The sequence below is a fragment of the Saccharothrix sabaoui genome, assembly GCF_051756985.1.
GTDB lineage: Bacteria > Actinomycetota > Actinomycetes > Mycobacteriales > Pseudonocardiaceae > Actinosynnema.
Window position 1 is genome coordinate 60,870 of record NZ_JBPKJK010000002.1, and the last position, 26,824, is coordinate 87,693.

Sequence of the window (26,824 nt, forward strand, 5' to 3'; positions counted from 1 at the left end):
CGCTGCCGGGTCGATCGCCGCCACGCACAGGAGACCACGAGGCCGCCGCACAACGGCCTCTCGTGGACCACATTAAACGCACCGTTGGGGAGCTCCATGGAGACGCGTCAGCTTTTGGCGTTCACAACTGTGGTTCAAACGGGCAGTTTCACCAAGGCAGCAGCCACGCTGAATTGCTCGCAACCCACCATCACAACCCGGATCAAGGCGCTCGAAGAAACCCTCGGAGTGCCTTTGTTCCGCCGACTGCCGCGCGGTATCCAGATGACTTCCGCCGGGGTCGAGCTCTTGCCGTTCGCACGCAACATCATCACGTTGACGGACAAAGCGCGGAAAGCGATCACGATGAACGGCGAGCCGCACGGCAAGCTGGTCATCGGTAGCGCGCAGAGTCTGACCGACTACCGTCTGCTACCGCTGATCGAGTACATGTGCTGGCGGTACCCGAGCGTCCAGATCTCCCTGCACTCCCGCAACACCCAGGCGAACCTGTCCTCGGTGCGGGAAGGGCGACTGGACTGCACGTTCTTCATCGGCTCCGTGGAACCGCGCGAGGGCCTGGAGACGACCGTGCTGTGCCCCGAGCCGCTGGTGATGGTCGCCGGCCCCACGCACGCCCTCACCCGCCGTTCGGTGATCACGGAGGACGAGCTGCGCGGCAGCACGCTCATCCGGGCCGAGAACGGCGCGAGCTACTACGAGCAGTTCGAGCAGGCCCTGGGTCTGCAGGACACCGAGTCCAGGTCGCCGGTGCTGGCGCTGGACTCGATCGACGCCGCCAAGCGCGCGGTCACGTCGGGCCTGGGCATCTCGCTCGTCCCCGAGGTGACGGTCGCCGCGGAACTCGCCGACGGTCGGCTGTGCCGGCTGCCGTGGGTGCCGCCGTTCCGGGTCTACACCCAGTTCGCGTGGCGGCAGGACAACTCGACCAACCCGTCCGTCACGGCCCTCGTGTCCGCGGCGGCCCAGGTGGTGAGCGAGCAGGTGGCTACTCCGGCGTAGCGACGGGGGAGCCGTTCTTGAGCACCCGATGGCGCGGGTGTGCTCAAGAACGGCCACGTTCCGCACCGCCACGTCCGGCACCACCACGTCCCGCACCGCCGCGTCCCGCACCGCCGCGTCCCGCACCGCCGCGTTTCGCGTCGCGGCGTTTCGCACCGCGGCACACGGGTAGGCAGACGGCATGACCGTCACCGCCACCCACCTGCGCGAACTGCTGGCGTCACCCCTGCCGGACCCCACCCTGGTCCTGGTCGAAGGACGGGTGGAGGTCGTGCAGCAGGACGACCTGGACACCGACCCCCTCCGCGGCGCCCTGGTGCTCGTGTCGAGGACCGAACTCCTGGGACGCGGCGTCGAAGACGGGTCGAGCGACCGGGAACTCGAAGAACAAGCCGCGGCGATCACCACCGCCGTCACCGAGCTGGGCGGCTGACCGAACGCCCTGACCAACCCGGCTCCGGGCCGGTCAGGGCAACCGTCGGGGCGACAGGATTTGAACCTGCGACCCCCCGCTCCCAAAGCGGGTGCGCTACCAAGCTGCGCCACGCCCCGGTCACCACAAGGGTATCGCGACCGGCTAAACTACCCCCGCGCCCACCCCGGTAGGCGCGTCGCGGGTGTAGCTCAATGGTAGAGCCCCAGCCTTCCAAGCTGGTCATGCGGGTTCGATTCCCGTCACCCGCTCCAGCACTTACCTTGCAGGTCAACGGGGGTGCAGCCCCCTTCGAGGCCACACCCCCGCAGCGCCCGTCGATCACGTCGTGCGATTGGCGTGCGATTGGTCCCTCGCCGCCTGGACCCTCTCGCTCAGGTTGTCGGCGATCTCCTTGTCCCGCTCGCTGGTCGCGTGCTGGTAGATCAGGGCCGCCCTCATGCTCCCGTGCCCCATGCGGTGCATCAGCTCCCGCGTGCTGGCACCGGACGCGGCGGCGAGGTTGTTGCCCGTGTGGCGGAGGTCGTGGAAGTGGAAGCCCTCGGGCAGGCCGAGCAGTTCCACGGTCCTGGCCCACTTGACCGATTTGCGCCAGTTGCTCCGCCTCAGCGGTGAGCCCTTGGGGCCGATGAAGACCAGTTCCTCCGCCCCGGCCTTGACGAACGCCATCAGGTGACGCCGGAAGTCGTCCACGAGGATGCCCGGCAGGGCGACCGTCCGGAAGCCGGCCTGCGACTTCGGCGGTCCCTCCACGAGCCGGCCGCTGTCGAGCTGGGCGAGCCGCCGGGGCACCCGGACCGAGGGCGCGTCCAGGTCGACGTCACAGCGCCTCAGGGCGATCAGCTCACCCCACCGCAGACCGGTGAAGGCGGCGGCGAGCACCAGCACCCGGAACCGGGAGGGCATGCCCTCCGCCAACGCGAAGACCTGTTCCACGGTCGCCACGGGCCGTTCGGGCGCGTGCTCCTGGTCTGCCCCCTTGATCCGGCACGGGTTGCGCTTGACCCGGTTGTCGTCCAGGGCGGTGTTCATGATCGCCCGCAGCAGCCGATACGCCTTGGCCGTTGTGCTGTGCGACCGGCCGCTGTCGAGCAGGTGCTGCCGCCAGGTCCGCACCGTCTCCGTGGTGATCGAGTTGAGCAGCTTCGCCCCGAGGAACGGGTCGACGTAGAGCCGGAACTGCCGGTTGTACTCCTCGCGAGTGCGGACACCGAGCTGCCGTTCCTTGATCCACCGCTCCCCGTACTCCTTGAGCGCCACCTTCCCGAGCAGCGGGTCGACCCACTCACCCCGGAGGAGATCGGCCTCCACCGTGGACAGCCAGGCGTTGGCGTCGGTCTTGGTCGTGAAGGTGTCCGGCGCGTACCTCCGCAGCCCGTCAGGCCCCAGGTAGCTCGCCTGGAACCTGCCGGACGGCAGCTTGCGGATGTGGCCGAACTGCCGGTGGTTCTTCTTGTTCGCCATCAGGCGGCCCTCCTGACCGGTTCGACCCGGCCGGTGTCGATGAAGTCGTCCACGTCGGCCCGCTTGAGCCGCACGTGCCGCCCGAGGTGGTGGAAGGCGATGCGCCGTTCCGCGATGAGCCGCCGGACGAACCGGACGGTGGTGTTCATGTACTCCGCCGCTTCCGCGACGGTGAGGTGATCGGTCATGCCTGCCCCCCTGTTCACGCAGCTTGAGCGGTTGCCGAAGAGTTCGGCGGTCCGGCCGAGGCGAGCAGCGCCGCCGTGTACTCGGCCTTCCAGCGACGCCGCTCCGCGACCGCCCGCAGCAGCAGGTGTGGTCTTGGGGGCACGTTCGGGTCACCGGGCCGGACGTTGTTCCAGACGACCCGCCGGGGCTGGTCGTCGCCGGTGATCCCCACGTCGGCGAGCAGTTGCCGAACGAAGGTGAGTCGGTCGTGCTTGTGGTCGGCGAGCGACTTGCCGGACCACTTCCGGGACACGAGCACCCGCCGGCCGGCCACGCCGAGGGTGGAGCGCTTGTGCGCCTTGCCCTTGCACTTGCCGGGTTCCATCGACAGCCGAGCGCCCTTGGGCTGGACCCCGTAGAGCAGCCAGACGGGGCACTGCGGCGAGCAGGGCGTGACGGCCAGCTCGGCGGACAGCCGTTCCGCGTGGTCCTCCTGGCGGCCGGTCCGCGCCTCGAAGCACTCACCGATGGACTTGGTGAGGTACTTCGTCAGGTAGCCGATGTGCCGCCCGGCCTCTTCCGTGCCGCCGAGGATGCCCTTGGAGTGCACCTGCACCCCGAACCGGGCCACGTGCGCCGGACGCTCGACCTGGTCAAGCGCCTCCTCCCAGGTGGGAAGCGCTTCGCGGGTGACGGGGTCGACGAACCCCCTGGCCCGCGCGTCCCAGACCGGGCGGTGGTCGCCGCTGTACTTGATCTCGTCGTGGGCGGGCCACCACACCTGGTGGTAGGTGGCCTCGGCGACGGCCCGCAGCTCCGTGCGCGAGATGGAGCCCCGGACGGCGGCGTGCCAGTGCGGCGCCAGCCGACGCTGCGGTTCGACGGTGGAGAAGTACTGCACGTCCCAGCCGACGCAGCGCCGGAGGTTCTGCACGAACCGGTCGAGCAGGGCCGCGAAGTGCACCGCGTCCCGAGCCGCCCGCCGGTAGTCGTACGTCGTCGGGTCGACCGGCGTGCCGTCGCTGCGCACCCTGCCGTAGCTGTCGAGCGTCAGGGTGAGGAACGTCGAGGGCCGGTACCTGCCCCCGAACACCCGCCCCACCGTCCGCTTGGTCACGGGCCGCCGAGGCAGGTTGGGCGCGTCCTGCCGCCGCCTGGTCGACCGCTTCCGGACAGCCCGAGGCCGGGCCTCCAGGGCCGGGAGCTTCCCGCGGACTCCAAGCTGCCGCAGCTCCTCGTCAACCTCGGTGACCTCCTCGCGCACCTCCTCCGCGCCGATCTCGTCCTCCTCCTCGACGGCCGCCCGGTACGCCTTGACCAGGTCGGCCCGGAACGCCGTCAGCGCCCGCTGATCCTCGGTCGGCGCGTCGGGGGTGAAGTCGGGTTCCTCGGCCAGGTGCCACCCCTCACGGCACTGCGCCATCCGCAACCGCCGGTTCTTCTCCGCACAGGTCGGGCACACGCTGGAGACCGTCGAGCCGCACGGCACCGGCACGATGTCCACCCGGCCGGTGTCCAGGTCGATCCGCTCCTTGGCGAGCGGACGAACGCACACCCCGTGCTCCTCGGCCACCGCCCGAGCCACGTCGAGCGCCGCCGGCTGCTTCATGCGGTCCGCACGGGTCAGGTACTCGCTCATGCCGCCACCTCCCCCGTGCCGTCCGGCCGAGCCGGGAAGTCGTGCACTTGGGCGTCTGCCAGGAACGTGCTCAGCTCGACCAGGTCCGCGTCGGTGACGTGGAAGGCCCGAGCCCGCTCCGGCTCCCGCTGTCCGTCCTGCTTGACCCAGGCGACGCCGGGCGTGTTCTCGCCGATCTCGTGAGCCGCCGCGCCCCGCTGCCTCACGCCGTCGCCGAGGACCATGTCGACCTGCTGTGGCTCGTCCAGGCGGAGCGCCACGCGGGTGCTGAACAGGTGCCGGAACCCCACGACCTCCTTGCGCGGGTCCTGTACCAGCCCGACGACCGCGTACCCCGGAGCCCGCCCCTGAGAGGTGATCGTCTGGATGGCCCGCGCCGCGCGCTCCCGCAGCCCTTTGTCCGGCTGATAGGCGATCAGGTCCGCCAGCTCATCGACCACCAAGACCGTGAACGGCTCCCCGGTCGAGCGTGCCCACAGCCGCCGCACACCCCGGTACCGAGTCGCCCGCTCCTTGACCTCTGCGGCCATTTCCTCAAGCAGGGCAACAGCTTCCGGGCCGTTGTCGTACACGACGCGGTCGAAGGCGTCCGGGCACTGCCCGAGTTCCATGCCGCCCTTCGGGTCGATGCCCACCAGGCGCACGAGCCCGGCCCGGACCGCCGGGGCGAGCTGCCACACGATCGCCCAGAGGACCGAGCCCTTGCCCGCACCGGGCACGCCGACCACGAGCACCTGTGACCCGAGCAGTCGCAGCCGCCACGGCTTGCCGGTCTCCGTCCGCCCGACCACCACCCGCTTGAGGTCGACTTCGCCATCAGTCAGCGCGGGAACGGGCAGCGGTCGGGCCAGCGGGTCGCGGTGGACGAAGTCGAGTTCGATCACCCGAGGCCGCAGCACCCGCACCCGGCACGACCGAGCACCGAACGAGTGCGCCAGCCCGTCCCGTCGCAGCTCCCACGCCTCCGGGGCCTGCGCCGGGATCATCCGCACCCGAACCCGGTCCCGCCACCCCTCCGACCGCACCCGCCGCAGTTCGGGCCGGTACTCACGCCCCCGATCCCGCTTGACGAGGTCCGCCAGGCGCATCACCGACCGCCAGCGAGGCACATAGACGGTTGCCCGCCGCCACTCGGTGAGCAGCCGGTACCAGCAGTGCCGCAGGAACGAGTCCCGATCCAGCCCAGACCAGATGATCAGACCCGCTACCAGCGACAACAGCGCCAGTACCAGCGGCGAGAACCCGAACCGCCACCAGCACCAGGCCGCCGAGACCGGCACCAACGTGACCACGGGGTACCGGATGACAACGAGCACCAGGCGCATGCCCCCGGCGAACACCAGCCACACCAGCGCCACCAAGAACGCGAGCCACCGCAGCTTGCCCGGCACCAGCACCCACCACGGCACCCGAGGCCGAGCACCCTCGAACGGAGCCGGATCGACCCATCGACCACCACCGCCCATCACGCACGCCCCACTGGGGCGAAGATCAGAGGCAACCAGCCCAGGCAGGAACAGCAGAGGAGCTGGTTCGGGGCGTAGACGCCGAACCGCCCGCACATCCCGCAGGGGCGACCGTTGGACAGCTTCCACACATCGGACGAACCGCGTCGACTTGACGCACGTCCCCCACGTACCGATAGCCTTGACATGACCGGATTTCCCTTGTGTGTCAACGAAAACCGCATGAGATGCCCGGTCAGTGCGTCGCGGGGAACAGGCTTGGCCCGCCAAGACTCGGCCCGTTCCCCGCGACCACACCCACCAGGACGTGATCTGTTCAGTTGTCCGCCGACGCGGCCCACACCACGCCACACAGGTCCTACTGCGAATCGACTGTGAACAGGTCGTCGAACCCCATCGGCGCGAGCACCACCAACGCCCCCGCGATGAACCCCTGCCCCGGCGTCAAGGTCCCCGACCTCACCCGACTGATGGTCGAGCGGTTGACGCCCATCGCCCGCGCCAACTCGTAGTCCGACCGGTAGCCGGCCAGCGTCACCGCCTTGCGGAACACCTCCGCCCGCAGCCGCACCGTGTACCCCAGATCGCGCCGACCAACGACACGCCCGGACCTCCCGACCGGGACCGAACGCAACCGCGGACTACTCATCACTCCCACCCCCAGCCGTACCCATCTCCAGCACACGGGCGATGCGCTCACCCTTGGACCGCTCCCGCTTCGCCCAGTACAGCGCCTCGTGGTGGTGCCCCCGGTCCACCTCCGCCACCCGGTCGTAGACCTGAGCCGACCGCAGGTAGAAGTCCCGCAACACCTCAGGCTCGGCATCCGGCGCGGGCATCAACCGACCCACGATCTCGTGCGCGTCCTTGAGCAATGTCACCGCCATCGCCGCAGCCCACGGGTCAGGCGTCCTCGTCTTGGCCTTCACACCGCACCTCCCGCACTGTCGAGTTCGTTCGCTCCCTGCTCCAGCGCGGCCCGCAGCCCGGCGAGCGCCGCTCGGTCGATCACCAGGACCACCGGGAACGCTTTGCCGAACCGGACCTCCACCCGATCGGCGAAGGGCAGGGCCGACCCGCGAATCGGTAAGTCAGCGGTGACGTGAACCCGCACCATGTCCGCACCCACCGGACTACGCGGCCTTGGCAGAGGACTTCACGACAACCGGCCCCATGCCGGAGGCCCGCAGGCTGTACCCGAGCTTCGCCCGGCACCGGTGCCGCTCACCTCCGTGCGCACCCCGGCACGCCTTGTCGTCAATCCAAGGGGTGACCGTCAGCCCCTCGAAGACCACCGGTCGCACGTCCGTGCCCGGGATCGCCTCCGGCGGCACCGGCTGGTGAGGAGCGGCGATCTTGACCGTGACCACAGCATCGGTCTTGCGCTCCGCCGCCTGGTCGATCACCAGCACCGACCACACCAACAGCCCCGACTCCTTGTCGGTCTCCTGCTGGACGGGCAGCCCCTTGCTGCGCTCCTCCGCCGTCTGGAACTTGAGCACCGGCTCCACACCCATCACCAGCGCCCCACGGGGGAACACGAAGTCGTGCGACGTGGGGAGCCTGCTCCCACCCGAGATCGCCACAGCCGTTCTCCTGTCGTCAGCGTCGGCCGGACCACCTGTCCGGCATCTCGACACTCACCACTTTCGGCTGATCAGCGGGACGCAAGCACCGCATAGCGGGACTTCTAAGGACGTCCCTGCTACTTTGAAGACGTCCCAAGTCGTCACCACGGAGGTACCGATGGCCAACGAACGCCTCCGAGAAGCCCTGCTCCGCAACGGCCTGGACCTGGACCACGTGGCAAGGGCGACCGGCGTAGACCCCAAGACCGTGGAGCGTTGGATCACCAGGGGCCGAGTCCCCTACCCCCGCCACCGTCACGCCATCGCCTCGATGGTCCGAGAGACCGAGAACTACCTGTGGCCCGACGCGGTGGCTGCCGACCGCAAGGCGGAGATCGCAGAGTCCGAGGTGGTCAAGGTCTACCCCCACCGCAACAACGTCCCCGCGGACCTGTGGGACCGCCTCCTCAACGACGCCACCAAGCACATCGAAGTGCTCTCCTTGGCCGCCCTGTTCCTGGTCGAACGCCCGACCTTCGCCAAGGAGCTGCGCCGCAAGGCCGAGGCCGGAACCCGCATCCGTCTCCTCTTCGGCGACCCAGCAGCCCGCGAGGCGTCCAGGCGGAGCGAGGAGGAACAGCTGGGCAAGGGCACCGTCGCCGCCCGCATCCGCAACGCCCTGGCGTTCGTCCGTCCACTGGCCGACGTCCCCGGCATCGAGGTCCGCCTCCACAAGACGACCCTCTACAACTCGGTGTTCCGCTTCGACGACGAGATGATCGTCAACACCCACGTCTACGGCTTCCCCGGTGCCCACGCTCCAGCCCTCCACCTGCGCCGCCTCTCCGCAGGCGACCTCTTCGAGACCTACTCCGAGAGCATGGAAGCCGTCTGGGCCGGAGCGAAGCGCGCCACCTTCTGACAAGGTCGAGCCATGAGTCGCACCGACTACCTCAACGACCCGAACGGCCCGAAGGCGAACAGCATCCGGGTAGCCGTCAGCGCCATCGTCCAGGACTCAACCGGCCGTCTCCTCATGATCCGGCGCACCGACAACGACAAGTACGCCATCCCCGGCGGTGGTCAAGAGGTAGGCGAAACCCTCTCCCGAGCCGTCGTCCGCGAGGTCGAAGAGGAAACCGGCATCCACGTAGAGGTCACCGGCCTAGTCGGTCTGTACTCCAACCCGAACCACGTCATCGCCTACGACGACGGCGAGGTGCGCCAGGAGTTCTCCATCTGCTTTCGCGCTCAGCCCATTGGAGGCGAGCTGCGCACAAGCAGTGAGTCCAAGGAGGTCGACTGGGTAGAACCCGACCGCCTACCGAACCTGGACATCCACCCATCGATCCGCCTACGCATCGAGCACGGCCTAAGCAACCGCGCCGATCCCTACTTCACCTGACCTCAACCCCAGCGTCCCACAACCGAGCCTCCGTACGCTCCACCGCAGCCACCAACTCAGGCTCCGCCTGGCGGACGAAGAAGGTCACCAGGTCTTCCGGCCCATACCGAGCCTGAATCTCCGCGATCCGCTCGCGAACTCCGATCGTGTCGCCATCCGGCCCGGTGGTCATGTCCGCCCACCACAGCACATCCCGCAGCGACGTCTGCTCATCCATCCAGCGCGCCAGCTCCGCCGAGCAATCTCTCAACTCCGCCTCCCGGTAGGCGCACGAGTGATGAGCCACAAGCGCACACAACCGCTCCGGAAAGCCCTGCCGTTCGAGGTATCGAGCCCCATCAAGCGAATGAAACCCGGTCTCCGCCAGCTCCGGCGCATACCCCACATCGTGAAGTACAGCCGCCGCCGTCAACAGCTCCCGTTCCGCATCCTCAACGACCTCAGCCGCCAGCCCAGCCCGCTTCGCAACGCTTCGCACATGCGTCCACCGCCGAGGCAACGATGAGGCGAGCCGACCTTCAGCCACTGAGTAGGCCCGTGCGACCAGATCCACGCCCAACACCCTAGGCAGACCGCTCGCGCCGCAGCACCGCAACCGGTCTAACCTGCTGCGTTGCCGAATTCCGCTCTACGGGATCAAGGCGCGCCGCATGCGGCGACGCGCGGCCAGTCCCGGTGCACACTTGCACCGACTCCCCGCATCGCGGCACGCCGGGCTCCCGCTCCGCTCCGCCCGTCGGCCGCGCGCGGAGTCGATGCATGTGGCAGGCGAAGCGGCGCGCACACGGATGCGTGCTGTCGCCAAGCCACTCCCAGTCACCAGGCTCGGGACGATCGCACGGTCATACGACTGCCAGCGCTGGGCACGGCGATCGACTGCCGCGACGGCTCCGCCGTCTTGCCAACGAGGATCGCGGTTTCGCGACATGCGCCTAACGAAAATCACCGCCTCCGAGCAGCGAGCCTGCATACGATTCAAACCCCACCAGAACGGTTCACCGCGAATCGCGCCGCCTGTTTCGAGGCAACGCTTTCGGCTCTACAGCAGGAATCTCTGACAGCAGGTGACTGGTAACAGTTTGGGCATCTGGCTCGACATCAAGAGCGCGCATAGCAGTAACACTCTTCAGTCGATCTCTTAGCACTTGGTCGTCGACCTGTTCGATGAGTTGAAGAGTTTGCTGCACTCGCCGATCGGATTGAAGATCTTTCTCAATTTTCTCAGCCTGCTCGGTCAAGTGCTTCCGCGCACGATTAGCATGGAGTGCGAATGCGCCGCCACACGTTCCAATGATGACACCACTCACACTCGACACGAGAGCCGCATAGTTGAGACCGGGGCCACCCCCACGCAGGAGTGCCAGACCACCGCCTACAAGTACGACAGCCGCACCGATTGCCATAAATATAAAGCTCATACGGAAAGTAATTTCAGCCTGCTTGAAGGCCTGTGAATAGAAGTCGAACAAGAAGGACTGACGGCGCTCCGAGTACGCATCAATCTTCCCGTCAAGAGTTACGCGCCCGCCAAACTGAACAGATTGAACAACATTCCCATGGAAAACGTTGACCACTCTGTTGTCGTTTATGTCTTGGTCGCCATCTTCGCCACTCATCGAGACGCTCCCGTCAGTCCAAGCAACGTAGTCGACCTTACTACTTGATTCAAGATCACTGCTGTCGTTGTGCGACTTCCGACAAAGTGACCGTGGATTCACCCGTTTGCGAGGCTTGCGGGCGTCTTAAGGTAGGCGGGACACCCTGCCCGACCGTGCGATTAGCGTGCGATTAGCCCAGGCCAACGGGGCCAGCAGCGGTCAACTGCGGTTGAGGCGCCAACTGGTCACGAGCGGTGAGCTGGGGTTGACGCCGCACTTCCAAGCTGGTCATGCGGGTTCGATTCCCGTCACCCGCTCTCGTCTTCCCCTTGCAGGTCAATCGCGTGCAGGTGTCGTTCACCCGGTGATGCGGCCTGCTCCGCCGGTGCCGTCGTGCCTCCGGCGTGCCCCTGCCCCTCCACTGCTTCGCGCAGCTCCTCGACGGTTGCCAACTCTTCCACGACCACGGCGGTGGGCGCGGTTGGGCGGGTGGTGCCCAGCGCCGTCAGCACCGTCCGGGTCACGGCGGCGTAGTAGGTGCGCGGCGGGGTGGCCGCGGTGGGGTGGTGGTGCACGGCGCGAAGCTTGGTCCTCGGACCCGGGGTGGCACAAGGGATCGGACCGGTGGGGCGGAACGGGTGGACCTCCTGCGGGTGAACCTGGTGCCAGGCGCGGGCGAGGGTGCGTCCTTTGTGGACTTCGCGGTTCGGGGGACGCCGGGGCCCGGGGCGCGCATCATGGGGTGTGCGACTTGAGCAGATCGTCGTGGACTGCCGGCGACCGGCGGCGCTCGTCCGGTTCTGGGCGGCGGTGCTCGGGGGTGACGTCGTCGACCGCCCCTCCGGGTGGTCGCACGTCGTGCCGCCCGGGTGGCCCCGCCTCGCGTTCCAGCCCGTGCCCGAGGGCAAGGCCGTGAAGAACCGCCTCCACCTCGACGTCACGACCGACGACATCGGCGCGGCGACCCGGCTGGCCGCGGGGTTGGGGGCGACCGTGGTGGGTGACGTTCGGACCGACGAGAGCGGCAGCTTCCAGGTGTTGGCCGATCCCGAGGGGAACGAGTTCTGCTTCGTCACCCCTTGTCGAGGATGACTGACAGACGCTGAGGGGGGAACTGTGGCCGGGGTGGGGCAGTTTCGGAGTGGGGCGGCGGCGGGGAGGTTCCGGTCGGCCTACGCGGCGGCGATGGCGGAGTGGCCGGAGCACGAGGTGCTCGACGTGCCGACCTCGTGGGGGACGACGAGGGTCTACCGGCGGAACGGTGGCGGTCGGGCCGTCGTCCTGCTGCACGGGGCCGGGGTCACGTCGGCGATGTGGGCCGGTGTGGTGCGCGGCATCGGCAGGCCGGTGTACGCGGTCGACGTCCTGGGGGACGCGGGTGGCGGGGTGCAGACGCGGCCGTTGACGGACATGAACGCGTGGTTGAGCGAGGTGCTCGACGGGCTCGGGCTGGACGACCCGCTGCTGGTGGGCGTGTCCTACGGGGCGTGGGTCGCCGCGCTGCACCCGGTGGGCGAGGTGGTGCTGGTCGAGCCCGCGGCCGGGGCCTTCGCGCCCTACCGGGTTCGCGCGGTGCTCTACGCGGTGGCCGCGAAGGTGAGCGGGGGCGAGTGGGCCTGGCGGCGCTACCTGCGGTGGATCTCGGGGGTCGAGCCGAGTGCGGCGGCGGTCATCGCGCTCACCCACTGGCGCACGGGGCTGGTGCTGCCGCGCCGGGTCGACCTCGCGCGGGTCCGGGCCAGGGCGACGGTCCTGGTGGGGCGGCGGAGCCGGGCGCAGGACGCGCGGAAGGTGGTGCGGCGGGTGCGGGAGCTGCCCGGGGTGGTCGTCCGGGTGTTCGACGGCGGCCACGGGGTGCCGCCGGACCTGGCGGATCACCTGCCGTAGGCGGTCACCGCGCGCCACAGGACCTCGCCGAACCTGATCGCCAGCAGGACCATGAGCACGCCGATCGCGAAGGTCACCAGGCACCTCAGGACCAGCGACAGGTTGCGCACCGGAACAGTGTCCTCCCCCGTACGGCCCTCGTTCACCGCGATGTGCGGTGAACGCACTGGCGCCTTCCTACACCGTCACGGCCGCCACGGCGTCGCGCAACGCCCGCACGGCGGCGACGTCGCCCTCCACCGACAGCGACGACTCGGGGCAGCGGCCCCACAGCCACAGGTCGACGTCGGACGCCGAGCCGCTCACCACGGCGTCCGGGGCCGCGCCGGGGCAGTAGTCGACGATCCCCTCGTGCAGGGCGACGGTCCACTCGCGGCCCGGCACGCGCAGCGACACGGCGGCGCCGGACGCGTGGGCGCGCGGCGGCTGGTGGCAGCCCAGCCACAGGCGGAGCACCTCGTCCACGCCGTCCGCGGCGAGCCCCGGTTCGAGGGGCGCGGCCAGGCCGTCGGCGGCCTGCACGTCGACGCGGTGCACGGCGGTCTCGTGCGCCATGCGGCGCAGCCAGAACCCGAGCGTCTGGTCCCACGGGCACCACGTGGCCGCGGGTTCCGCCGCGCGCGCCGGGTCCAGCACGCCGAGCAGCGCCGCCGCGCCGACGCGGTAGCGGTCCACGGGGTCGGTGCCCGGCGGCGGCTGTTCGGGGGCGGTGGTCGACGGGCGCGCGCCCCGGGTCACCCAGCGCGTCACGTGCCGGTGGACCGCCGAGACGTGCTCGACCAGGTCCCGCACGGTCATGCCGGGGCACGCGGGCACCGGGCGGTCGAGGCGGGAGAGGTCGACCGCCGCCGCCGGCGACGCCGCCTCGGTGCGCAGGGCGTTCGCCAGCTCGTGCGGGTCCAGTGACTGCGGGTCCGGCGACCGCGGGTCCGGCGACCGCGGGTCCGGCGGCTGTCCGGGTGCCTGCCGGTCGGGTGCCTGGGCGTCCAAGGACGCAGCATGGCCGATCACGACCGGCGGGCGCGACCCCTGAATCCGTTCGCGCGACGGCGGTGACCGGCGTATGAACGAGCGCATGGCGCTCACCCTCCGCACCCTGGGCCCGGCGGACCTGCCGGAGTTCCAGCGCATGGTCGACCAGGCGTTCCAGTTCGACACGGTCGACGCCGAGCGGTGGCGCGACCTGTTCGAACCCGAGCGGCACCACGGCGTGTTCGACGGCGACGAGCTGATCGGCGGCGGGGGCGTCCAGTCGCGCGAGGTCACGGTGCCGGGCGCGGGTCCGGTGCCGGTCGCGGCGGTGACGTCGGTGGGCGTGCGGCCCGGTCACCGCCGGCGCGGCGTGCTCACCCGGGTGATGACGGCCCAGCTGCACGGCCTGCACGAGGAGGGCCGCGAGGCGGTGGCCCTGCTGTGGGCGTCGGAGGCGGGCATCTACGGCCGGTTCGGCTACGGGCAGGCCGCGGAGTTCACGCGGTTGTCGGTGCCGCGCGGCGCGGCGTTCCGCCGGGACGTCCGCACCGGTGACGGCCGGGTGCGCGAGGTGGGCCGGGACGAGGCGATGCCGGTGCTCGACGCCCTCTACCAGGAGCTCCGCCCCACCCGGCCGGGCTGGTTGAGCCGCACGGGCGCCAACTGGGCCCACCAGCTCGCCGACGAGGAGCGCGACCGCGGCGGCCTCACCGCCTACCGGTACGCGCTGCACCCGGACGGGTACGTGGTCTACCGGGTCAAGCACGACTGGCAGGACCGGGGCCCGCGCAACGAGGTGCACGTGCGCGAGCTCGTCGCCCGCACCGACGAGGCGTTCGCCGCCCTGTACCGCTACCTGCTCGACCTCGACATGGTGGGCGAGCTGAAGTTCTACACCGCCCCCGACGACCCGGTCACGCACCTGCTGGCGGACCCGCGGCTGGCGCTGCGCGGCCGGGCGGACTCGCTGTGGGCGCGCCTGGTGGACGTGGACCGCGCGCTCGCCGCCCGCCGCTACTCCTCGGACGTCGACCTGGTGCTGGAGGTCGAGGACGCGTTCTGCCCGTGGAACGCGGGCCGGGTCAGGTTCACCGCGGAGGGCGGCGCGGCGACCGTCGAACGGGTGACGGCCGACCCGGACGTGCGGCTGGACGCGCAGGCGCTGGGCGCGGCCTACCTCGGCGGGACGAGGCTCGCCGTGCTGGCCCGCGCGCAGCAGGTGCACGAGGTCACGCCGGGTGCCGTGCGCGCCCTGTCGCACGCCTTCCTCGGTGAGCGCGAACCCCACTGCCCCGAGGTCTTCTAGGCTTTTCGGGAACCCGCACCGGTCACCGCGCGTTGTCGGGACACAGGCACCGGGAGGGTTGATGGGCACCGGGATAGTGCTGCTCGTGCTGCTGGTCCTCGTCGTGGGCGCCGGCTGGTACTACGTGAAGACGGCCGCGACCAGGCGGCAGCGGGAGCTGGAGGACGCGCAGGCCGACGCTCGGCGGTGGGTCGAGCGGCTCGGCGGGCAGGTGATGAACCTGACCGGCACGGACGTGGCCTCGCAGCAGGCGATGGCGGACGCCTCGGAGCGGTTCACCGCGGCCGGGTCGCAGATGGAGCAGGCCCGCACGGTGGAGCAGTGCCGGCTGGTGACGCAGACCGCGATGGAGGGCCTGTACTACGTGCGGGCCGCGCGCACCGCGATGGGCATCGACCCGGGTCCGGAGCTGCCCGACCTCACCGGTCAGGGCCGCGCGGGCAAGGTGTCGGAGGACCGCGACGTCGAGGTGGAGGGGCACCGCTACATCGCCTCGCCGAAGCCGGGTTCGCGGACGCCGCACTACTACCCCGGCGGTGTGGTGGCCGGTCGGCCGGTGCCGCAGGGCTGGTACTCGGAGCCGTGGTGGAAGCCGGCGCTGGTCGCGGGCGCGTGGGGCCTCGGTTCGATGCTGCTGTTCAGCGCGATGTTCTCGGGCATGGCGGGCGTGGCCTACGCCGACGGGTACGCCGACGGCCAGGAGGACGGCGGCGACGGTGGTGACGGCGGCGGTGACGGTGGTGACGCCGGTGGCGACGCGGGCGGTGACTTCGGCGGCGGCGGCGACTTCGGTGGCGGCGACTTCGGCGGGGGCTTCGACTTCTAGCCCCCGCCGGCCCCCGGTCCCGACCGGGGGCACGTCCCGGCCGGCGCCCTACCCGTTGCGGCGGGCCAGGGCGTCGGCCAACGCCTTGCGCACCTCGTCGTCGCCGACCGACGCGAGGTAGTCGGCGAACTTGAGGGTCACCGGCCCGGTGCCGCGCGACACGACGGCCGCCAGGTGCACGAGCACCTTCGGCGAGCTGTCCACGCGCACCAGGTCGCCGCCCAGGCCGACGGCGAGGCGTTCGTCGACCTGCGCCGCAGCGGCCACCAGGTCGGCCAGCTGCACGCCCAGGTCGAACGACGGCCGCTCGTCCCCCGCCAACCGGTCGGTGCCGCGCCGCACCACGGCCGCCACGTCGTCCACGACGCGCGGCAGGGTCCGCCGGTCCAGGGCGAACGCCAGCTGCCAGTCGAAGTACTCGGTGTCGGCGATCCGGACGAGCGCGCGCAGCGCGCCCAGCCGCTCCTCCTCGGTGCCCTTGGCGGCGGTGAAGTCCTCCCCCAGCCCGACCGCGCGGGCCAGGTGGGCGAACGTCTCGTCCACCGAGTAGCGCCGGTCGACCAGCTCACCGCGCCACGGCGAGGCGTCGGGGTCGGCCGCCGCGTCCACCACGGCCCGGTAGCCGTCCAGTTCGCCCCACGTGGCCAGCGCGCAGCAGGCCAGGAACCGCTCGTAGGGCGTTCCGGTCGCCAGCAGCCCGCGCAGCGGCTCGACCCGCGCGGTGTACCGGTCGTCGTCGAACGCGGCGTTGATCACCTCGTCCGGGTCGCCCACCGGGTGACCGTCGAAGTCGGTGTAGAGCAGTTCCCTGACCAGGCCGTCCACCTCAGACATCGTATGGCCCCTGGACGTACTCGGCCGGGACGGTGCCCTTGATCAGCCACTCGCCGTCGCGGCGGGTGTTGAGCAGGCCCTGGACGCGGCTGATGATCGACTCGGTCTTGCCCTTGGACAGCCCCAGGTCCTCGGCGAACCTCCGCACCTGGTCGGGGGTCGCGTCGTGCGGCAGGGTCACGTCGACGTCGCGCCCGGCGAGCCGGTTGACCTCGCCCTGCAACGACGCCTCCACCTTGGCGGGCGGCAGGATCTCGACGTCGGTGACCTTGCCCGCGTCGATGTCGGCCTGGAGCCGCTCGTGGTCGAGGCGGACCTCCTTGTTGCCGTACAGCTTGGCGTCGCCGCCCTCGACGCTGAACGAGGTGTACGGGCTGTCCGCCTTGGCCACCTTGTCCTTGCCGCCCAGCACGTGCTGCCACGGCTCGGTCTTGCCGTGCGGGTTGGCGGGCACCAGGTTGCCGTCGGCGTCGAGGTGCGACTTGCGGATGCCGCCGCTGTTGACGGTGTCCGGGAAGTGGTCGTCGCGCCGGATGATCTTGGGCCCGGACCCGCCGCCGCCCCCGGTCGACACCGGGGTCGTCGGCGGCGCGGTGGTGGTCGCGGAGGGCGTGGTCGTGCCGGTCGGCGGGGACGTGGTCGCGGACGACGGCACGGTGGTCCCGGAAGGCGTCGTGGTGCCGGACGGCGCGGTGCTCCCGGAGGGGGCGTGCGTCACGGGCGGCGCGGACACGGGTGCGCCGGACGGCGCGGTCGTACCGGAGGGCGTCGCGGGCGGGGTGTGCGTCGTCGGCGGCGCGGACACGGTCGGCGCGGTCGGGCCCGGGGTGGACGACGGCGCGGTCGTGCCGGACGGCATCGTCCCGCCCTGCGGCTTCACGTCGGGCGAGGCGTGCGGCGTCACGGGGTCGGGCGTGCGGGGCGCACCGGGCGCGTCGGCCCGCTTCAGCCCCTTGAGCCCCTTCCCGATCGCCTCCCAGATCTCGCCGAGCCGGTTCATCAGCGGCCGCAGCCTGGCGACCGACCGGACCAGCTTGGTGATCACGTCGGAGATCCGGTTGACCCACTTGGCGATGATCGCCACGGCCGAGGCCACCACGTGCGGCGTGGCGAAGCCGAGCGTCACGGCCTCCTCGGCCAGCCACTGCGGGATGCGGGCGACGAGCGTGGCCACGCACTCGGCGACGAGGTCGCGCACGATGCCGCGCACCGTGCCGACCAGCACGCCGACGACCTGCACGACCGTGCCCACGGTGGCGGAGCACCCGGCCGCCGCGGTGATGTGCTCGGCCCGCTCGGCGGCCGACCGGCGGTAGGCGTCGGCCGCGGCACCCGTCCAGCCGGCCGTGCCGCGGGCGACCTCGGAGGTCAGCGCCTCGTGCGCCCGGCCGACGGACTGCGACACGTTCTGCCACGTCGTCGCGTAGGCGGCGATCTGGTCGGCGTCGCCCGCCAGCCAGTTCAGGGCGTCGCGCAGCGGCCCGACGTGCTCGATGATCCACGACACGGCGTACTGGAGCAGCGTGCCCAGCGGGTCGAGGACGAGCGAGAGCATCTCCAGGCCGGTGCCCGCGAACCCGAGGCCGCCCTCGACCCACGAGCCGGACGAGACGCCGTTGTAGAGGTCCGCGGCCGACTCGGCGATGCCGATGCCGGTGTAACCGGTCGTGGAGTCGCGCCGTTCCGCCACCAACGGGTTGTTCACGCGGCACCGCCCGCGAACGCGGAGGCGTTGCCGCGGTCGACGTTCTCGTAGTCGTCGGCCGCGCCCCGCACGGAGGCGATGGCGTCGCCGACGGAGGTCGCGCACTCGCCGATCGACTCGATGCCCGCGCCGCTGACGAACGACACGATCGGCGGGAACATCGTGCAGACCTTCCCGTACGCCTCGCCGGACATGCTGACCCGGCGGGCCGCGTCGAGGGCCTGGTTGAGCTGGTCCTCCACCGCCCGCAACCGGTCGGCGTGCCCGCGCAGCTCCTCGACCGGGACCTCGTAACCGCTCACGTTCCGCCCCTCGCTCGCCTGCCCCACCCGGTGGTCCTCATTCGGTGACCGAGGGGCCTTCCCAGTCGTCGTCGTCCTGAACGGGCCGCCGCGCAGGCGGCGGTGGTGCGGTCGGACGAACCTGGTCCGCCCAGGGCGGGGTGTCCGACGGTGGTTCGGGGAAGCGCTGCCGGTACGACGAGACGAGGGCGTCGGCGGTTCCCGGCTCCTGGATGCCGACCTCGCCCACCACGTCGGAGACCGCGCCGGCGATCCGGGACTGCGCGCGGCGCATGGTGGCCAGGATGGTCGCGGCCAGCTGCGCGCCGCCGTTCGCCCGCTCGCTGATCTCCAGGGTCTGCACCGCGCCGGTGGCGTCCACGGTGAGCCGCACCAGGCCGTCGCGGGACACCTCGGTGATGCTCACCGCGGCGACCCGCCTGCTCATCTCCTGGTACTTCTCGGCCTTCGCCGTCACGCCCGCCGCCCACCGGGCGATCTCCTGCTCCGTGCGCACCTCGTCGCCACCGAACACGGGATCGGTCACCGCACGCCCCCTCAGTCCTCCTGCGTCACAGGATCGTGCGGGGACGGTATTCCGTTAGCGCGCCGGCTGGCAGGTGGGGCACCAGTACAGGTTGCGGCCGGCGAGCTCGGCGCCGGCCACAGGCGTGCCGCACAGGTAGCACGGCTGCCCGGTGCGCCGGTACACGTAGACCTCGCCGCCGTGCCGGTCCTCGCGCGGCGCGCGGCCGGTGACCTCGGGCAGGTGCTCGGGCCGCACGGTGTCGATCCGGCCGGCCCCCACGCCCGCGCGCATCAGCACGACGAGGTCGAGCCACATGTCGTCCCACAGCGCCTTGTCCAGGTCGCGGCCCGGGACGTAGGGGTTCAGGCCGTGCCGGAACAGCACCTCGGCGCGGTAGACGTTGCCGACGCCCGCGAGCACGGACTGGTCCATCAGCAGCACGCCGATCGTCTGTCGGGACCCGTGGACCTTCGCCCACGCCAGGTCGGGTTCCGCGTCGCGGCGCAGCGGGTCGGGGCCGAGGCGGGCGTGCAGCGCGGCGACCTCGTCGTCGGTCAGCACCTCGCACCGGGTGGGCCCGCGCAGGTCGGTCCAGTGCGTGGGGCCGACGACCCGCATCCGCACCTGGCCGACGGGTTCGGTCACCGGGTGCGGCGACTCGGTGAACCCGCCGTAGAGCCCGAGGTGGACGTGCACGGTCGCGTCCGGCCCGTACACGTGGAACAGGTGCTTGCCGTGCGCCTCGGCGCGCTCGAACAGCCTGCCGTCGACGGCGGACGCGGCGAACCGGCCCTGCGGGCTGGACACGCGCACCACCGAACCGGCGTAGCGGCGCTGGTGCAGGCGGGCGAGGCGGTGCAGCGTGTGGCCTTCAGGCACGGAACGGGACCACCTGGTTCAGGTAGAGGCGGACGAGCTGCCGGGAGTCGCGGCGCAGCAGGCGGCGGGCCGGGTCGACGGCGCGCCCGGGGGCGTGCGCGGCCAGCACCGAGCAGAGCATGGCGAGCTGCGCGGTCCGGTCGAAGTCCGGTTCGTCGGTGCGGTCGAGGCCGCGGTCGAGCACGGCGGCCAGCGCGTCGGCGGTGCCGGGTTCGTCGGCGGCGTAGCGCAGCGGCCAGCCGAAGTGCACCTCGTCGCCGAGGCCGATCAGCGCGTTCACCGCGGCGAGGCGGGCCGGCGAGGACGTGAACCGGCGGCCCTCGGCGACCGCGCCCGCCAGCTCCGGGAACGTGGCGTCGCGGTCCTCGGCGAGGACGGTGTTGAACCACGGCGAGCGCCGACCGGCCTCGGCGATGCCCTCGACCACCGGGTACACCGGGTCGTGGCCCCACGTGGCGAGCGCCACCACGGCGAGGTAGCGGTGGTGGCGCCGCTCCGAGTCGTCGCTGAGGACGGCGCGCAGCCCCGGCACCCGTTCGAGGTACCGGGGTTCGTCGAACGCGCCCTCGATCACGGTCCGCGGCTCGGTCAGGTAGACGTCGTCGAGGTCGCGGAACAGCAGCTCGCGGATCACCGGTCAGGCCAGGGGCGGCGCTTCGCCGGTCCGCTCGTAGTCGGCGAGGATGCCGATGCGGCGGGCGTGCCGCTCCTGGCCGGAGAACGGGGTGGCCAGGAACGCCTCGACGATGGCGAACGCCTCCTCGGTGGTGTGCATCCGCGCGCCGAGGCCGATCAGCTGGGCGTCGTTGTGCTCGCGGGCGAGCTTCGCGGTCTCCACGCTGTAGGCGAGGGCGGCGCGGGCGCCGGGCACCTTGTTGGCGGCGATCTGCTCGCCGTTGCCGGAGCCGCCGATCACCACGCCCAGGGTGCCGGGCTCGGCGACGACCCGGGTGGCCGCCTCGATGCAGAACGGCGGGTAGTCGTCCTCGGCGTCGTACACCGCCGGGCCGACGTCCACGACGTCGTGGCCGGCGTCGCTGAGGTGCTTGGCGAGGGCGGTCTTCAGCTCGAAGCCCGCGTGATCCGATCCCAGGTAAACGCGCACGTCAGGAAGTCTGCCATCCTTGGCCGGGTGTTCGGTCAAGAGGGTTACCGGCTCCGGTTGGAGTGGGGTGCGGAGGGGGTCGCCGCGCTCGGCGGGTTGTGCGCGGTCCTGGTCGTGGTGGACGTGCTGTCGTTCACGACGGCGACCGACGTCGTGGTCGCGCGCGGCGGTTCGGTGCGGCCGGTGCGGTGGGTGGACAGGTCGCGGGCGGCCCGCCCGGCCGACCCGTCGTGGTCGTTGAGGCCGTCGTCGCTGGTGGGGGTGCCGGCGGGGACGGAGCTGGAGCTGCCGTCGCCCAACGGGGCCACGTTGTGCGCGTTGGCGGCGGACAGCGGGTCGATCGTGCTGGCGGCGTGCCTGCGCAACGCGAGCGCGGTCGCGGAGGCCGCGCGGTCGCTGGCGGGCGGCGGGCCGATCGGCGTGGTGCCGGGCGGTGAGCGGTGGGGCATCGACATCAACAGCCCGAAGACGGCGCACTCCGGTCCGCTGCGCCCGGCCGTGGAGGACCTGCTCGGCGCGGGCGCGGTGGTGTCGGCGCTGCTGGACCACGGGACCCCGTCGGTGGAGGCCGCGATGGCGGCGGGGGCGTTCGAGCGCACGTCGGTGGCGGACGCGGTGGCCGGGTGCGTGTCGGGGCGCGAGCTGATCGCCGCCGGGCACGTCGCCGACGTGGCCCTGGCCTGCGAGGTCGACGTGAGCACCGCCGTCCCGCGCCTGGTCGACAACGTCCTCCGCTCCGCCTGACCCCGCGAGAGTCCAACCTCCAGGCCCCGAGAGTCCAACGCCCAGGTCGCGAGAGTCCAACGCCGGGGCCTCGAGAGTCCAACGCCCAGGACCCCTGAGTTCTACGTCCGGAACGTAGAACTCAGAGGTCCCGAAGGTACGACTCTCGCGACCTGAAGGTACGACTCTCGGGGCCTGGGCGTTGGACTCTCGCCGGGGGTCAGCGTTGGACGGACTTGAGTTCGGTGAACTCGTCCAGGCCGTGGCGGCCGAACTCGCGGCCGTTGCCGGACTGGCGGTAGCCGCCGAAGGGGGCGGCGGTGTTGAAGGCCGCGCCGTTGATGTCGACCTGGCCGGTGCGCAGGCGCTTGGCGACCGCGAGGGCGCGGTCCGGGTCCGCGGAGAAGACGGCGCCGCCCAGGCCGTAGACGGTGGAGTTCGCGATGCGGACGGCGTCGTCCTCGTCGCGGTACGGCATGACGGACAGGACCGGCCCGAAGATCTCCTCCTGGGCGATGGACATGTCCGGGGCGACGTCGCCGAACACGGTCGGCCGCACGTGGAAGCCCCGGTCGGTGGGGTGGTCGGGTCCGCCCAGGGCGAGCTTCGCGCCCTCGGCGACGCCGGCGCGGATGTGGGCCACCACGCGGTCGCGCTGGGCGGCCGACACAGCCGGGCCTAGGCGGGTGGTGGGCAGCGAGGGGTCGCCGGGGGTGTACTTCGCGGCGGCGGCGACGGCGATCTCCAGGGCCTCGTCGTGCCGCTCGGCGGGCACGAGGAGGCGCGTCCACGCGCTGCACGCCTGGCCGTTGTTCATGAACGCGTTGGCCACGCCGACCTTCACCGCGCGGGCCAGGTCGGCGTCGTCCAGCACGACGTTCGCGGACTTGCCGCCCAGCTCCAGGGAGACCCGCTTGACCGTCTCGGCGGCCAGCGCGGACACGCGGCGGCCGGCGCGGGTCGAGCCGGTGAACGACACCGCGTCCACCATCGGGTGCGCCACCAGGGCCTCCCCCGCCACCGGGCCCGTGCCGTGGACCAGGGAGAACACGCCCTCGGGCACGCCCGCGCCGTGCAGCACCTCCACCAGCAGGTCGGCGGTGAACGGGGCCAGCTCGCTCGGCTTCAGCACCACGGTGTTGCCCGCGGCGAGGGCGGGCACGACCTTGGCGACCATCTGCTGCAACGGGAAGTTCCACGGCGTGATGGCCGCGACGACGCCCACGGGCTCGCGCAGCACCAACGAGTTGCCGATCTCCTCACCGTCAAAATAACCACTCGAAAGTGTGGCCTCGATGCCCCTGGTGATACCGATGGGGTTCGGGACCTGCACCTTCGAGGCGAACGTGATGGGCGTGCCCATCTCCGTCGTCATGGTGGACGCCAGCTCGTCCGCCCGCGCCGCCAGCCCGTCGGCCACGGCCCGCACGACCGCGAGCCGGTCCTCCACCGACGTCGCCGCCCACCCGGGGAACGCGACGACGGCCCTGGTCACGGCGGCGTCCACGTCACCGGCGGTGCCCGCGCGGACGGTACCGACGACCTCCTCGGTGGTCGGGTTGACGACCTCGATCACTGCGCACCCCCGGACGACGGTGTGACACTCGACGGCAAAAGCAGCCCCAGAGTGTCACACCGCGGAACTCAGGAGAAGTCCAGGCGCCCGGTCCGGGTGCGCTTCAGCTCGTAGAACTCCGGGAAGCTCGCCAGCGCCCGCGCGCCGTCGAAGACCTTCAGGGCGTCCTCGCCGCGCGGGATCCTGCTGAGCACCGGCCCGAAGAACGCCACGCCGTCGATGTGGATCGTGGGCGTGCCGACGTCCGTGCCCACCGGGTCCATGCCGCGGTGGTGCGACGCGCGCAGGTCCTCGTCGTGCTCGTCGGTGTGGGCGGCCCCGGCCAGGTCGGCGGGCAGGTCCAGCTCGGCCAGCGCCTCCACGACCACCTGGTCCCAGTCCTTCACGCCCTGGTTGTGGATGCGGGTGCCGAGCGCGGTGTAGAGGTCGCGCAGCACGTCGTCGCCCTTGAGCTTCGCCGCGGCGATCGCGACGCGCACCGGCCCCCAGCCCCGCCGCATCATGTCGGAGTAGTGGTCGTCCAGGTCCCGGCCCTCGTTGAGGACCGACAGGCTCATCACCCGGAAGTCCAGGTCGATGTCCCGCTCCTTCTCGACCTCCAGGATCCACCGGGACGAGATCCACGCGAACGGGCAGATCGGGTCGAAGTAGAAGTCGACCTTCGTGCGGCCCTCTGTCGACATGCGGTGTTCTCCTCCGTGAGGGTGGCGGACCGACCGCCAATGAGATGTCCCGATCCTGCACAACCAACCGGACCCGCGCAGTCTTCCCTCGGACGCCAGTCCACTTCCGGCCGTCCCACGTGATTGGATGCGGGAGTCGTGTTCACCCTCACGACACCGTTCCCCGTTCCGACGAGGTCAGCGCCCCGTGCGCCGGCAGACGAGGTGACCATGGCGGCACCCAACCTCACCCGCGACCAGGCGCAGCAGCGGGCTGCGCTGCTGGAAGTCGACTCCTACCGGATCGAGCTGGACCTGACCGACGGCGGCGGGAAGCCCGGGTCGGACACGTTCCGCTCCACGACGACGGTCGCGTTCCGCAGCCGGACGCCGGGCGCGTCGTCGTGGGTCGACATCGTGGCCGCCACCGTGCACCGCGCCGTGCTCAACGGCCGCGAGGTGGACGTCTCGTCCTACCGCGAGGAGGACGGCCTGCACCTGCCCGACCTCGCGGAGGTCAACGAGCTGACGGTCGAGGCCGACTGCCGGTACATGAACACCGGCGAGGGCCTGCACCGGTTCGTCGACCCGGTCGACGGCGAGGTGTACCTCTACTCCCAGTTCGAGACCGCGGACGCCAAGCGCATGTTCGCGTGCTTCGACCAGCCCGACCTGAAGTCGGTCTACTCCCTGGTGGTCACCGCGCCGCACCACTGGAAGGTGGTGTCCAACGCCCCGATCGAGTCCACTGAGGACGGTCTGGGCGGCGCGGACGTGCACACCTTCGGGACCACCAAGCCCATGTCGACGTACCTGGTCGCGCTGGTCGCGGGCCCGTACGCGGAGTGGCGCGACGAGTTCACCGACGGGGACACCACGATCCCGCTGGGCATCTACTGCCGCGCGTCGCTGGCCCCGCACATGGACGCCGAGCGCCTGTTCACCGAGACCAAGCAGGGTTTCGGCTTCTACCACGGCGCGTTCGGCGTGAAGTACCCGTTCGGCAAGTACGACCAGTGCTTCGTGCCCGAGTTCAACGCGGGCGCGATGGAGAACGCCGGCTGCGTCACGTTCCTGGAGGACTACGTCTTCCGCAGCCGCGTCACCCGCTACCTCTACGAGCGCCGCGCCGAGACCGTGCTGCACGAGATGGCGCACATGTGGTTCGGCGACCTGGTCACCATGCGCTGGTGGGACGACCTGTGGCTGAACGAGTCGTTCGCCACCTGGGCGTCCGTGCTGGCGCAGGCCGAGGCCACCGAGTACCGGCAGGCGTGGACGACGTTCGCCAAGATCGAGAAGTCGTGGGCGTACCGGCAGGACCAGCTGCCGTCCACGCACCCCGTGGCCGCCGACATCCCGGACCTCCAGGCGGTCGAGGTCAACTTCGACGGCATCACCTACGCCAAGGGCGCCTCGGTGCTCAAGCAGCTGGTGGCCTACGTCGGGCTGGAGAACTTCCTGTCCGGCCTGAAGGTGTACTTCGGCAAGCACGCCTGGGGCAACGCCACCCTCGCCGACCTGCTCGGCGCGCTGGAGGAGGCGTCCGGCCGCGACCTGTCGTGGTGGAGCGCGCAGTGGCTGGAGACGACCGGCCTGAACCTGCTGCGGCCGAAGTTCACCGTCGACGCCGACGGGAAGTTCACCGAGTTCGCCGTGCTCCAGGGCGGGGCGCGGCCGGGCGCGGGCGAGCTGCGCACCCACCGGCTGGCGGTCGGCGTGTACGACTCCGACGCCTCCGGCAAGCTCGTGCGCACGCACCGCGTGGAGCTGGACGTGACGGGCGAGCGCACCGAGGTGCCCGACCTCGTGGGCGTGCACCGCGGCAAGCTCGTGCTGGTCAACGACGACGACCTGACCTACTGCACGATGCGGCTCGACCCCGACTCGCTGGCGTCGCTGATCGACCACATCGCCGACATCGCCGAGCCGCTGCCGCGCACGCTGTGCTGGTCGGCCGCGTGGGAGATGACCCGCGAGGCCGAGCTGAAGGCGCGCGACTTCGTGAACCTGGTGCTGGGCGGCCTGCACGCGGAGACCGAGGTCGGCGTCGTGCAGCGGCTGCTGCTCCAGGCCCAGACGGCGCTGTCGTCGTACGCCGACGCCTCGTGGCGCGACGGCGGCTGGGAGCGGTTCACGGCGAAGACGCTGGAGCTGGCCCGCGCCGCCGAGCCCGGCTCCGACCACCAGCTGGCGTTCGTGAACGCCCTGGCCGGGTCCGTGCTCGACGACGCGACCGTCGCGGTGCTGCGGAGCTGGCTCGACGGCACCGACTCGCTGCCGGGCCTCGACGTCGACACCGACCTGCGGTGGCGGCTGCTGCACGCGCTGGTCGCGCACGGCGCCGCCTCGCTGGAGGACATCGCCGCCGAGGAGGAGCGCGACCCGACCGCCACCGGCCGCCGCCGGGCGGAGTCGGCGCGGGCCCTGCGCCCCACCGTCGAGGCGAAGACCGAGGCGTGGGACCGCGCGGTCAACGACGACGAGCTGCCCAACGCGGTGTCCGAGGCGGTCATCGCGGGCATCCAGCACCCCGGCCAGAAGGCGCTGCTCCAGCCGTTCGTGGAGCGCTACTTCGCCGACGTGGCCGACGTGTGGGACCGCCGCTCCAGCGAGCGGGCCCAGTCGATGGTCGTGGGCCTGTTCCCGTCCTGGTCGATCACCCCGGCCACCGTGGAGGCGGCCGACGCCTGGCTGGCCGAGGAACGCCCGCCGGCCCTGCGCCGCCTGGTCTCGGAGGGCCGCGCGGGCATCGTGCGCGCCCTGGCCGCCCAGGAGTTCGACCGGTCCTGAGCC

The 26,824-nt window shown here is 71.3% G+C and carries 32 protein-coding genes and 2 tRNA genes; 11 read left to right on the plus strand and 23 right to left on the minus strand.

Annotation, left to right across the window (positions count from 1 at the left end; translation table 11 throughout):
* The first annotated feature begins 96 nt into the window (after positions 1–96).
* Together ACR807_RS01045 and ACR807_RS01050 are read left to right on the plus strand one after the other, a co-directional pair.
* Positions 97–1,002: a LysR family transcriptional regulator gene (locus tag ACR807_RS01045; RefSeq protein ID WP_438919240.1), complete on the plus strand. Its 906-nt coding sequence runs from the start codon at positions 97–99 to the stop codon at positions 1,000–1,002.
* Between the two features lie 181 nt (positions 1,003–1,183).
* On the plus strand, positions 1,184–1,435 hold the full coding sequence (locus ACR807_RS01050) for a hypothetical protein (RefSeq protein WP_438919241.1): 252 nt from the start codon (positions 1,184–1,186) through the stop codon (positions 1,433–1,435).
* A gap of 45 nt (positions 1,436–1,480) precedes the next feature.
* Here the strand turns inward: ACR807_RS01050 and ACR807_RS01055 are convergent.
* A tRNA-Pro gene (locus tag ACR807_RS01055) sits at positions 1,481–1,554 on the minus strand.
* Positions 1,555–1,615: 61 nt separating this feature from the next.
* On the opposite strand from ACR807_RS01055, the gene ACR807_RS01060 reads away from it, so the two are divergent.
* Positions 1,616–1,689: transfer RNA gene (locus tag ACR807_RS01060), tRNA-Gly, on the plus strand.
* 67 nt (positions 1,690–1,756) lie between these two features.
* On the opposite strand, the gene ACR807_RS01065 is transcribed toward ACR807_RS01060, so the two are convergent.
* The 8 genes from ACR807_RS01065 to ACR807_RS01100 form a co-directional block, all read right to left on the minus strand.
* Complete coding sequence (locus tag ACR807_RS01065; RefSeq protein WP_438919242.1) at positions 1,757–2,899, minus strand: tyrosine-type recombinase/integrase; 1,143 nt, start codon at positions 2,897–2,899, stop codon at positions 1,757–1,759.
* Positions 2,899–3,087 (minus strand): helix-turn-helix domain-containing protein, encoded by a 189-nt coding sequence (locus ACR807_RS01070; protein WP_438919243.1) that lies wholly within the window; start codon positions 3,085–3,087, stop codon positions 2,899–2,901. Before ACR807_RS01070 ends, ACR807_RS01065 begins: the two co-directional genes overlap by 1 nt.
* A 14-nt stretch (positions 3,088–3,101) precedes the next feature.
* Positions 3,102–4,706 (minus strand): replication initiator, encoded by a 1,605-nt coding sequence (locus tag ACR807_RS01075; RefSeq protein ID WP_438919244.1) that lies wholly within the window; start codon positions 4,704–4,706, stop codon positions 3,102–3,104.
* A complete protein-coding gene (locus tag ACR807_RS01080) occupies positions 4,703–6,172 on the minus strand; it encodes an FtsK/SpoIIIE domain-containing protein (RefSeq protein WP_438919245.1) in 1,470 nt (489 codons plus the stop codon). The genes ACR807_RS01075 and ACR807_RS01080 overlap by 4 nt, the downstream gene beginning before the upstream one ends.
* 358 nt (positions 6,173–6,530) lie before the next feature.
* A complete protein-coding gene (locus tag ACR807_RS01085; protein ID WP_438919246.1) occupies positions 6,531–6,743 on the minus strand; it encodes a helix-turn-helix domain-containing protein in 213 nt (70 codons plus the stop codon).
* A gap of 70 nt (positions 6,744–6,813) precedes the next feature.
* Positions 6,814–7,059 carry an AMED_5909 family protein gene (locus ACR807_RS01090; RefSeq protein ID WP_438919247.1) on the minus strand — a complete coding sequence of 82 codons (246 nt, stop codon included), beginning with the start codon at positions 7,057–7,059 and terminating at the stop codon, positions 6,814–6,816.
* A gap of 38 nt (positions 7,060–7,097) precedes the next feature.
* Positions 7,098–7,289, minus strand: a complete 192-nt coding sequence (locus ACR807_RS01095; protein WP_438919248.1) for a hypothetical protein — start codon at positions 7,287–7,289, stop codon at positions 7,098–7,100.
* Between the two features lie 16 nt (positions 7,290–7,305).
* Complete coding sequence (locus ACR807_RS01100; protein WP_438919249.1) at positions 7,306–7,758, minus strand: hypothetical protein; 453 nt, start codon at positions 7,756–7,758, stop codon at positions 7,306–7,308.
* Between the two features lie 160 nt (positions 7,759–7,918).
* On the opposite strand from ACR807_RS01100, the gene ACR807_RS01105 reads away from it, so the two are divergent.
* Positions 7,919–8,662, plus strand: a complete 744-nt coding sequence (locus ACR807_RS01105; protein WP_438919250.1) for a DUF5919 domain-containing protein — start codon at positions 7,919–7,921, stop codon at positions 8,660–8,662.
* A gap of 12 nt (positions 8,663–8,674) precedes the next feature.
* Entirely contained in the window at positions 8,675–9,145 is a 471-nt protein-coding gene (locus tag ACR807_RS01110; protein WP_438919251.1) for an NUDIX hydrolase, read from the plus strand.
* Here ACR807_RS01110 and ACR807_RS01115 read toward each other — a convergent pair.
* From ACR807_RS01115 to ACR807_RS01125, 3 genes are all read right to left on the minus strand, one after another.
* Complete coding sequence (locus ACR807_RS01115; RefSeq protein WP_438919252.1) at positions 9,138–9,698, minus strand: HD domain-containing protein; 561 nt, start codon at positions 9,696–9,698, stop codon at positions 9,138–9,140. The two genes, ACR807_RS01110 and ACR807_RS01115, sit on opposite strands and share 8 nt — an antisense overlap.
* Positions 9,699–10,140: 442 nt before the next feature.
* Entirely contained in the window at positions 10,141–10,761 is a 621-nt protein-coding gene (locus ACR807_RS01120) for a TRADD-N-associated membrane domain-containing protein (RefSeq protein WP_438919253.1), read from the minus strand.
* 290 nt (positions 10,762–11,051) lie between these two features.
* Positions 11,052–11,318, minus strand: coding sequence for a hypothetical protein (locus ACR807_RS01125; protein ID WP_438919254.1), 267 nt, complete (start codon positions 11,316–11,318; stop codon positions 11,052–11,054).
* Between the two features lie 169 nt (positions 11,319–11,487).
* Here ACR807_RS01125 and ACR807_RS01130 point away from each other — a divergent pair, with 169 nt between their 5' ends.
* The gene (locus ACR807_RS01130; protein ID WP_438919255.1) at positions 11,488–11,835 is read left to right on the plus strand and encodes a VOC family protein; all 348 of its coding nucleotides are present in this window, start codon (positions 11,488–11,490) and stop codon (positions 11,833–11,835) included.
* Between the two features lie 93 nt (positions 11,836–11,928).
* A complete protein-coding gene (locus ACR807_RS01135) occupies positions 11,929–12,630 on the plus strand; it encodes an alpha/beta fold hydrolase (RefSeq protein WP_438919256.1) in 702 nt (233 codons plus the stop codon).
* On the opposite strand, the gene ACR807_RS01140 is transcribed toward ACR807_RS01135, so the two are convergent.
* Entirely contained in the window at positions 12,618–12,740 is a 123-nt protein-coding gene (locus ACR807_RS01140) for a hypothetical protein (RefSeq protein WP_438919257.1), read from the minus strand. The two genes, ACR807_RS01135 and ACR807_RS01140, sit on opposite strands and share 13 nt — an antisense overlap.
* A 67-nt stretch (positions 12,741–12,807) precedes the next feature.
* Positions 12,808–13,620: a maleylpyruvate isomerase family mycothiol-dependent enzyme gene (locus ACR807_RS01145; RefSeq protein WP_438919258.1), complete on the minus strand. Its 813-nt coding sequence runs from the start codon at positions 13,618–13,620 to the stop codon at positions 12,808–12,810.
* A gap of 85 nt (positions 13,621–13,705) precedes the next feature.
* Here ACR807_RS01145 and ACR807_RS01150 point away from each other — a divergent pair, with 85 nt between their 5' ends.
* Both ACR807_RS01150 and ACR807_RS01155 read left to right on the plus strand, forming a co-directional pair.
* On the plus strand, positions 13,706–14,908 hold the full coding sequence (locus tag ACR807_RS01150; protein WP_438919259.1) for a GNAT family N-acetyltransferase: 1,203 nt from the start codon (positions 13,706–13,708) through the stop codon (positions 14,906–14,908).
* A gap of 61 nt (positions 14,909–14,969) precedes the next feature.
* Positions 14,970–15,734 carry a hypothetical protein gene (locus tag ACR807_RS01155; protein ID WP_438919260.1) on the plus strand — a complete coding sequence of 255 codons (765 nt, stop codon included), beginning with the start codon at positions 14,970–14,972 and terminating at the stop codon, positions 15,732–15,734.
* Between the two features lie 48 nt (positions 15,735–15,782).
* On the opposite strand, the gene ACR807_RS01160 is transcribed toward ACR807_RS01155, so the two are convergent.
* Genes ACR807_RS01160 through ACR807_RS01190 form a run of 7 tightly spaced genes read right to left on the minus strand, consistent with a single transcriptional unit; the run spans position 15,783 to position 21,067 of the window.
* Positions 15,783–16,568 (minus strand): hypothetical protein, encoded by a 786-nt coding sequence (locus tag ACR807_RS01160; protein WP_438919261.1) that lies wholly within the window; start codon positions 16,566–16,568, stop codon positions 15,783–15,785.
* Positions 16,561–18,273: a WXG100 family type VII secretion target gene (locus ACR807_RS01165; RefSeq protein ID WP_438919262.1), complete on the minus strand. Its 1,713-nt coding sequence runs from the start codon at positions 18,271–18,273 to the stop codon at positions 16,561–16,563. The genes ACR807_RS01160 and ACR807_RS01165 overlap by 8 nt, the downstream gene beginning before the upstream one ends.
* Positions 18,270–18,575: a type VII secretion target gene (locus tag ACR807_RS01170; protein WP_438919263.1), complete on the minus strand. Its 306-nt coding sequence runs from the start codon at positions 18,573–18,575 to the stop codon at positions 18,270–18,272. Before ACR807_RS01170 ends, ACR807_RS01165 begins: the two co-directional genes overlap by 4 nt.
* Positions 18,576–18,612: 37 nt before the next feature.
* Positions 18,613–19,101: a YbaB/EbfC family nucleoid-associated protein gene (locus tag ACR807_RS01175; protein WP_438919264.1), complete on the minus strand. Its 489-nt coding sequence runs from the start codon at positions 19,099–19,101 to the stop codon at positions 18,613–18,615.
* Positions 19,102–19,155: 54 nt separating this feature from the next.
* The gene (locus tag ACR807_RS01180) at positions 19,156–19,962 is read right to left on the minus strand and encodes an Fpg/Nei family DNA glycosylase (RefSeq protein ID WP_438919265.1); all 807 of its coding nucleotides are present in this window, start codon (positions 19,960–19,962) and stop codon (positions 19,156–19,158) included.
* The gene (locus ACR807_RS01185) at positions 19,955–20,596 is read right to left on the minus strand and encodes a hypothetical protein (RefSeq protein ID WP_438919266.1); all 642 of its coding nucleotides are present in this window, start codon (positions 20,594–20,596) and stop codon (positions 19,955–19,957) included. Before ACR807_RS01185 ends, ACR807_RS01180 begins: the two co-directional genes overlap by 8 nt.
* 3 nt (positions 20,597–20,599) lie before the next feature.
* Complete coding sequence (locus ACR807_RS01190; protein ID WP_438919267.1) at positions 20,600–21,067, minus strand: ribose-5-phosphate isomerase; 468 nt, start codon at positions 21,065–21,067, stop codon at positions 20,600–20,602.
* A 27-nt stretch (positions 21,068–21,094) separates the two neighbouring features.
* Between ACR807_RS01190 and ACR807_RS01195 the strand changes: the two genes are divergently transcribed.
* Positions 21,095–21,811: a 2-phosphosulfolactate phosphatase gene (locus ACR807_RS01195; RefSeq protein WP_438919268.1), complete on the plus strand. Its 717-nt coding sequence runs from the start codon at positions 21,095–21,097 to the stop codon at positions 21,809–21,811.
* Between the two features lie 199 nt (positions 21,812–22,010).
* Here ACR807_RS01195 and ACR807_RS01200 read toward each other — a convergent pair whose 3' ends face one another.
* The gene (locus ACR807_RS01200) at positions 22,011–23,366 is read right to left on the minus strand and encodes an aldehyde dehydrogenase family protein (RefSeq protein ID WP_438919269.1); all 1,356 of its coding nucleotides are present in this window, start codon (positions 23,364–23,366) and stop codon (positions 22,011–22,013) included.
* Positions 23,367–23,434: 68 nt separating this feature from the next.
* Positions 23,435–24,049, minus strand: a complete 615-nt coding sequence (locus ACR807_RS01205) for a mycothiol-dependent nitroreductase Rv2466c family protein (RefSeq protein ID WP_438919270.1) — start codon at positions 24,047–24,049, stop codon at positions 23,435–23,437.
* 210 nt (positions 24,050–24,259) lie between these two features.
* On the opposite strand from ACR807_RS01205, the gene pepN reads away from it, so the two are divergent.
* Positions 24,260–26,821, plus strand: a complete 2,562-nt coding sequence (gene pepN / locus ACR807_RS01210; RefSeq protein WP_438919271.1) for an aminopeptidase N — start codon at positions 24,260–24,262, stop codon at positions 26,819–26,821.
* Positions 26,822–26,824 lie beyond the last annotated feature (3 nt).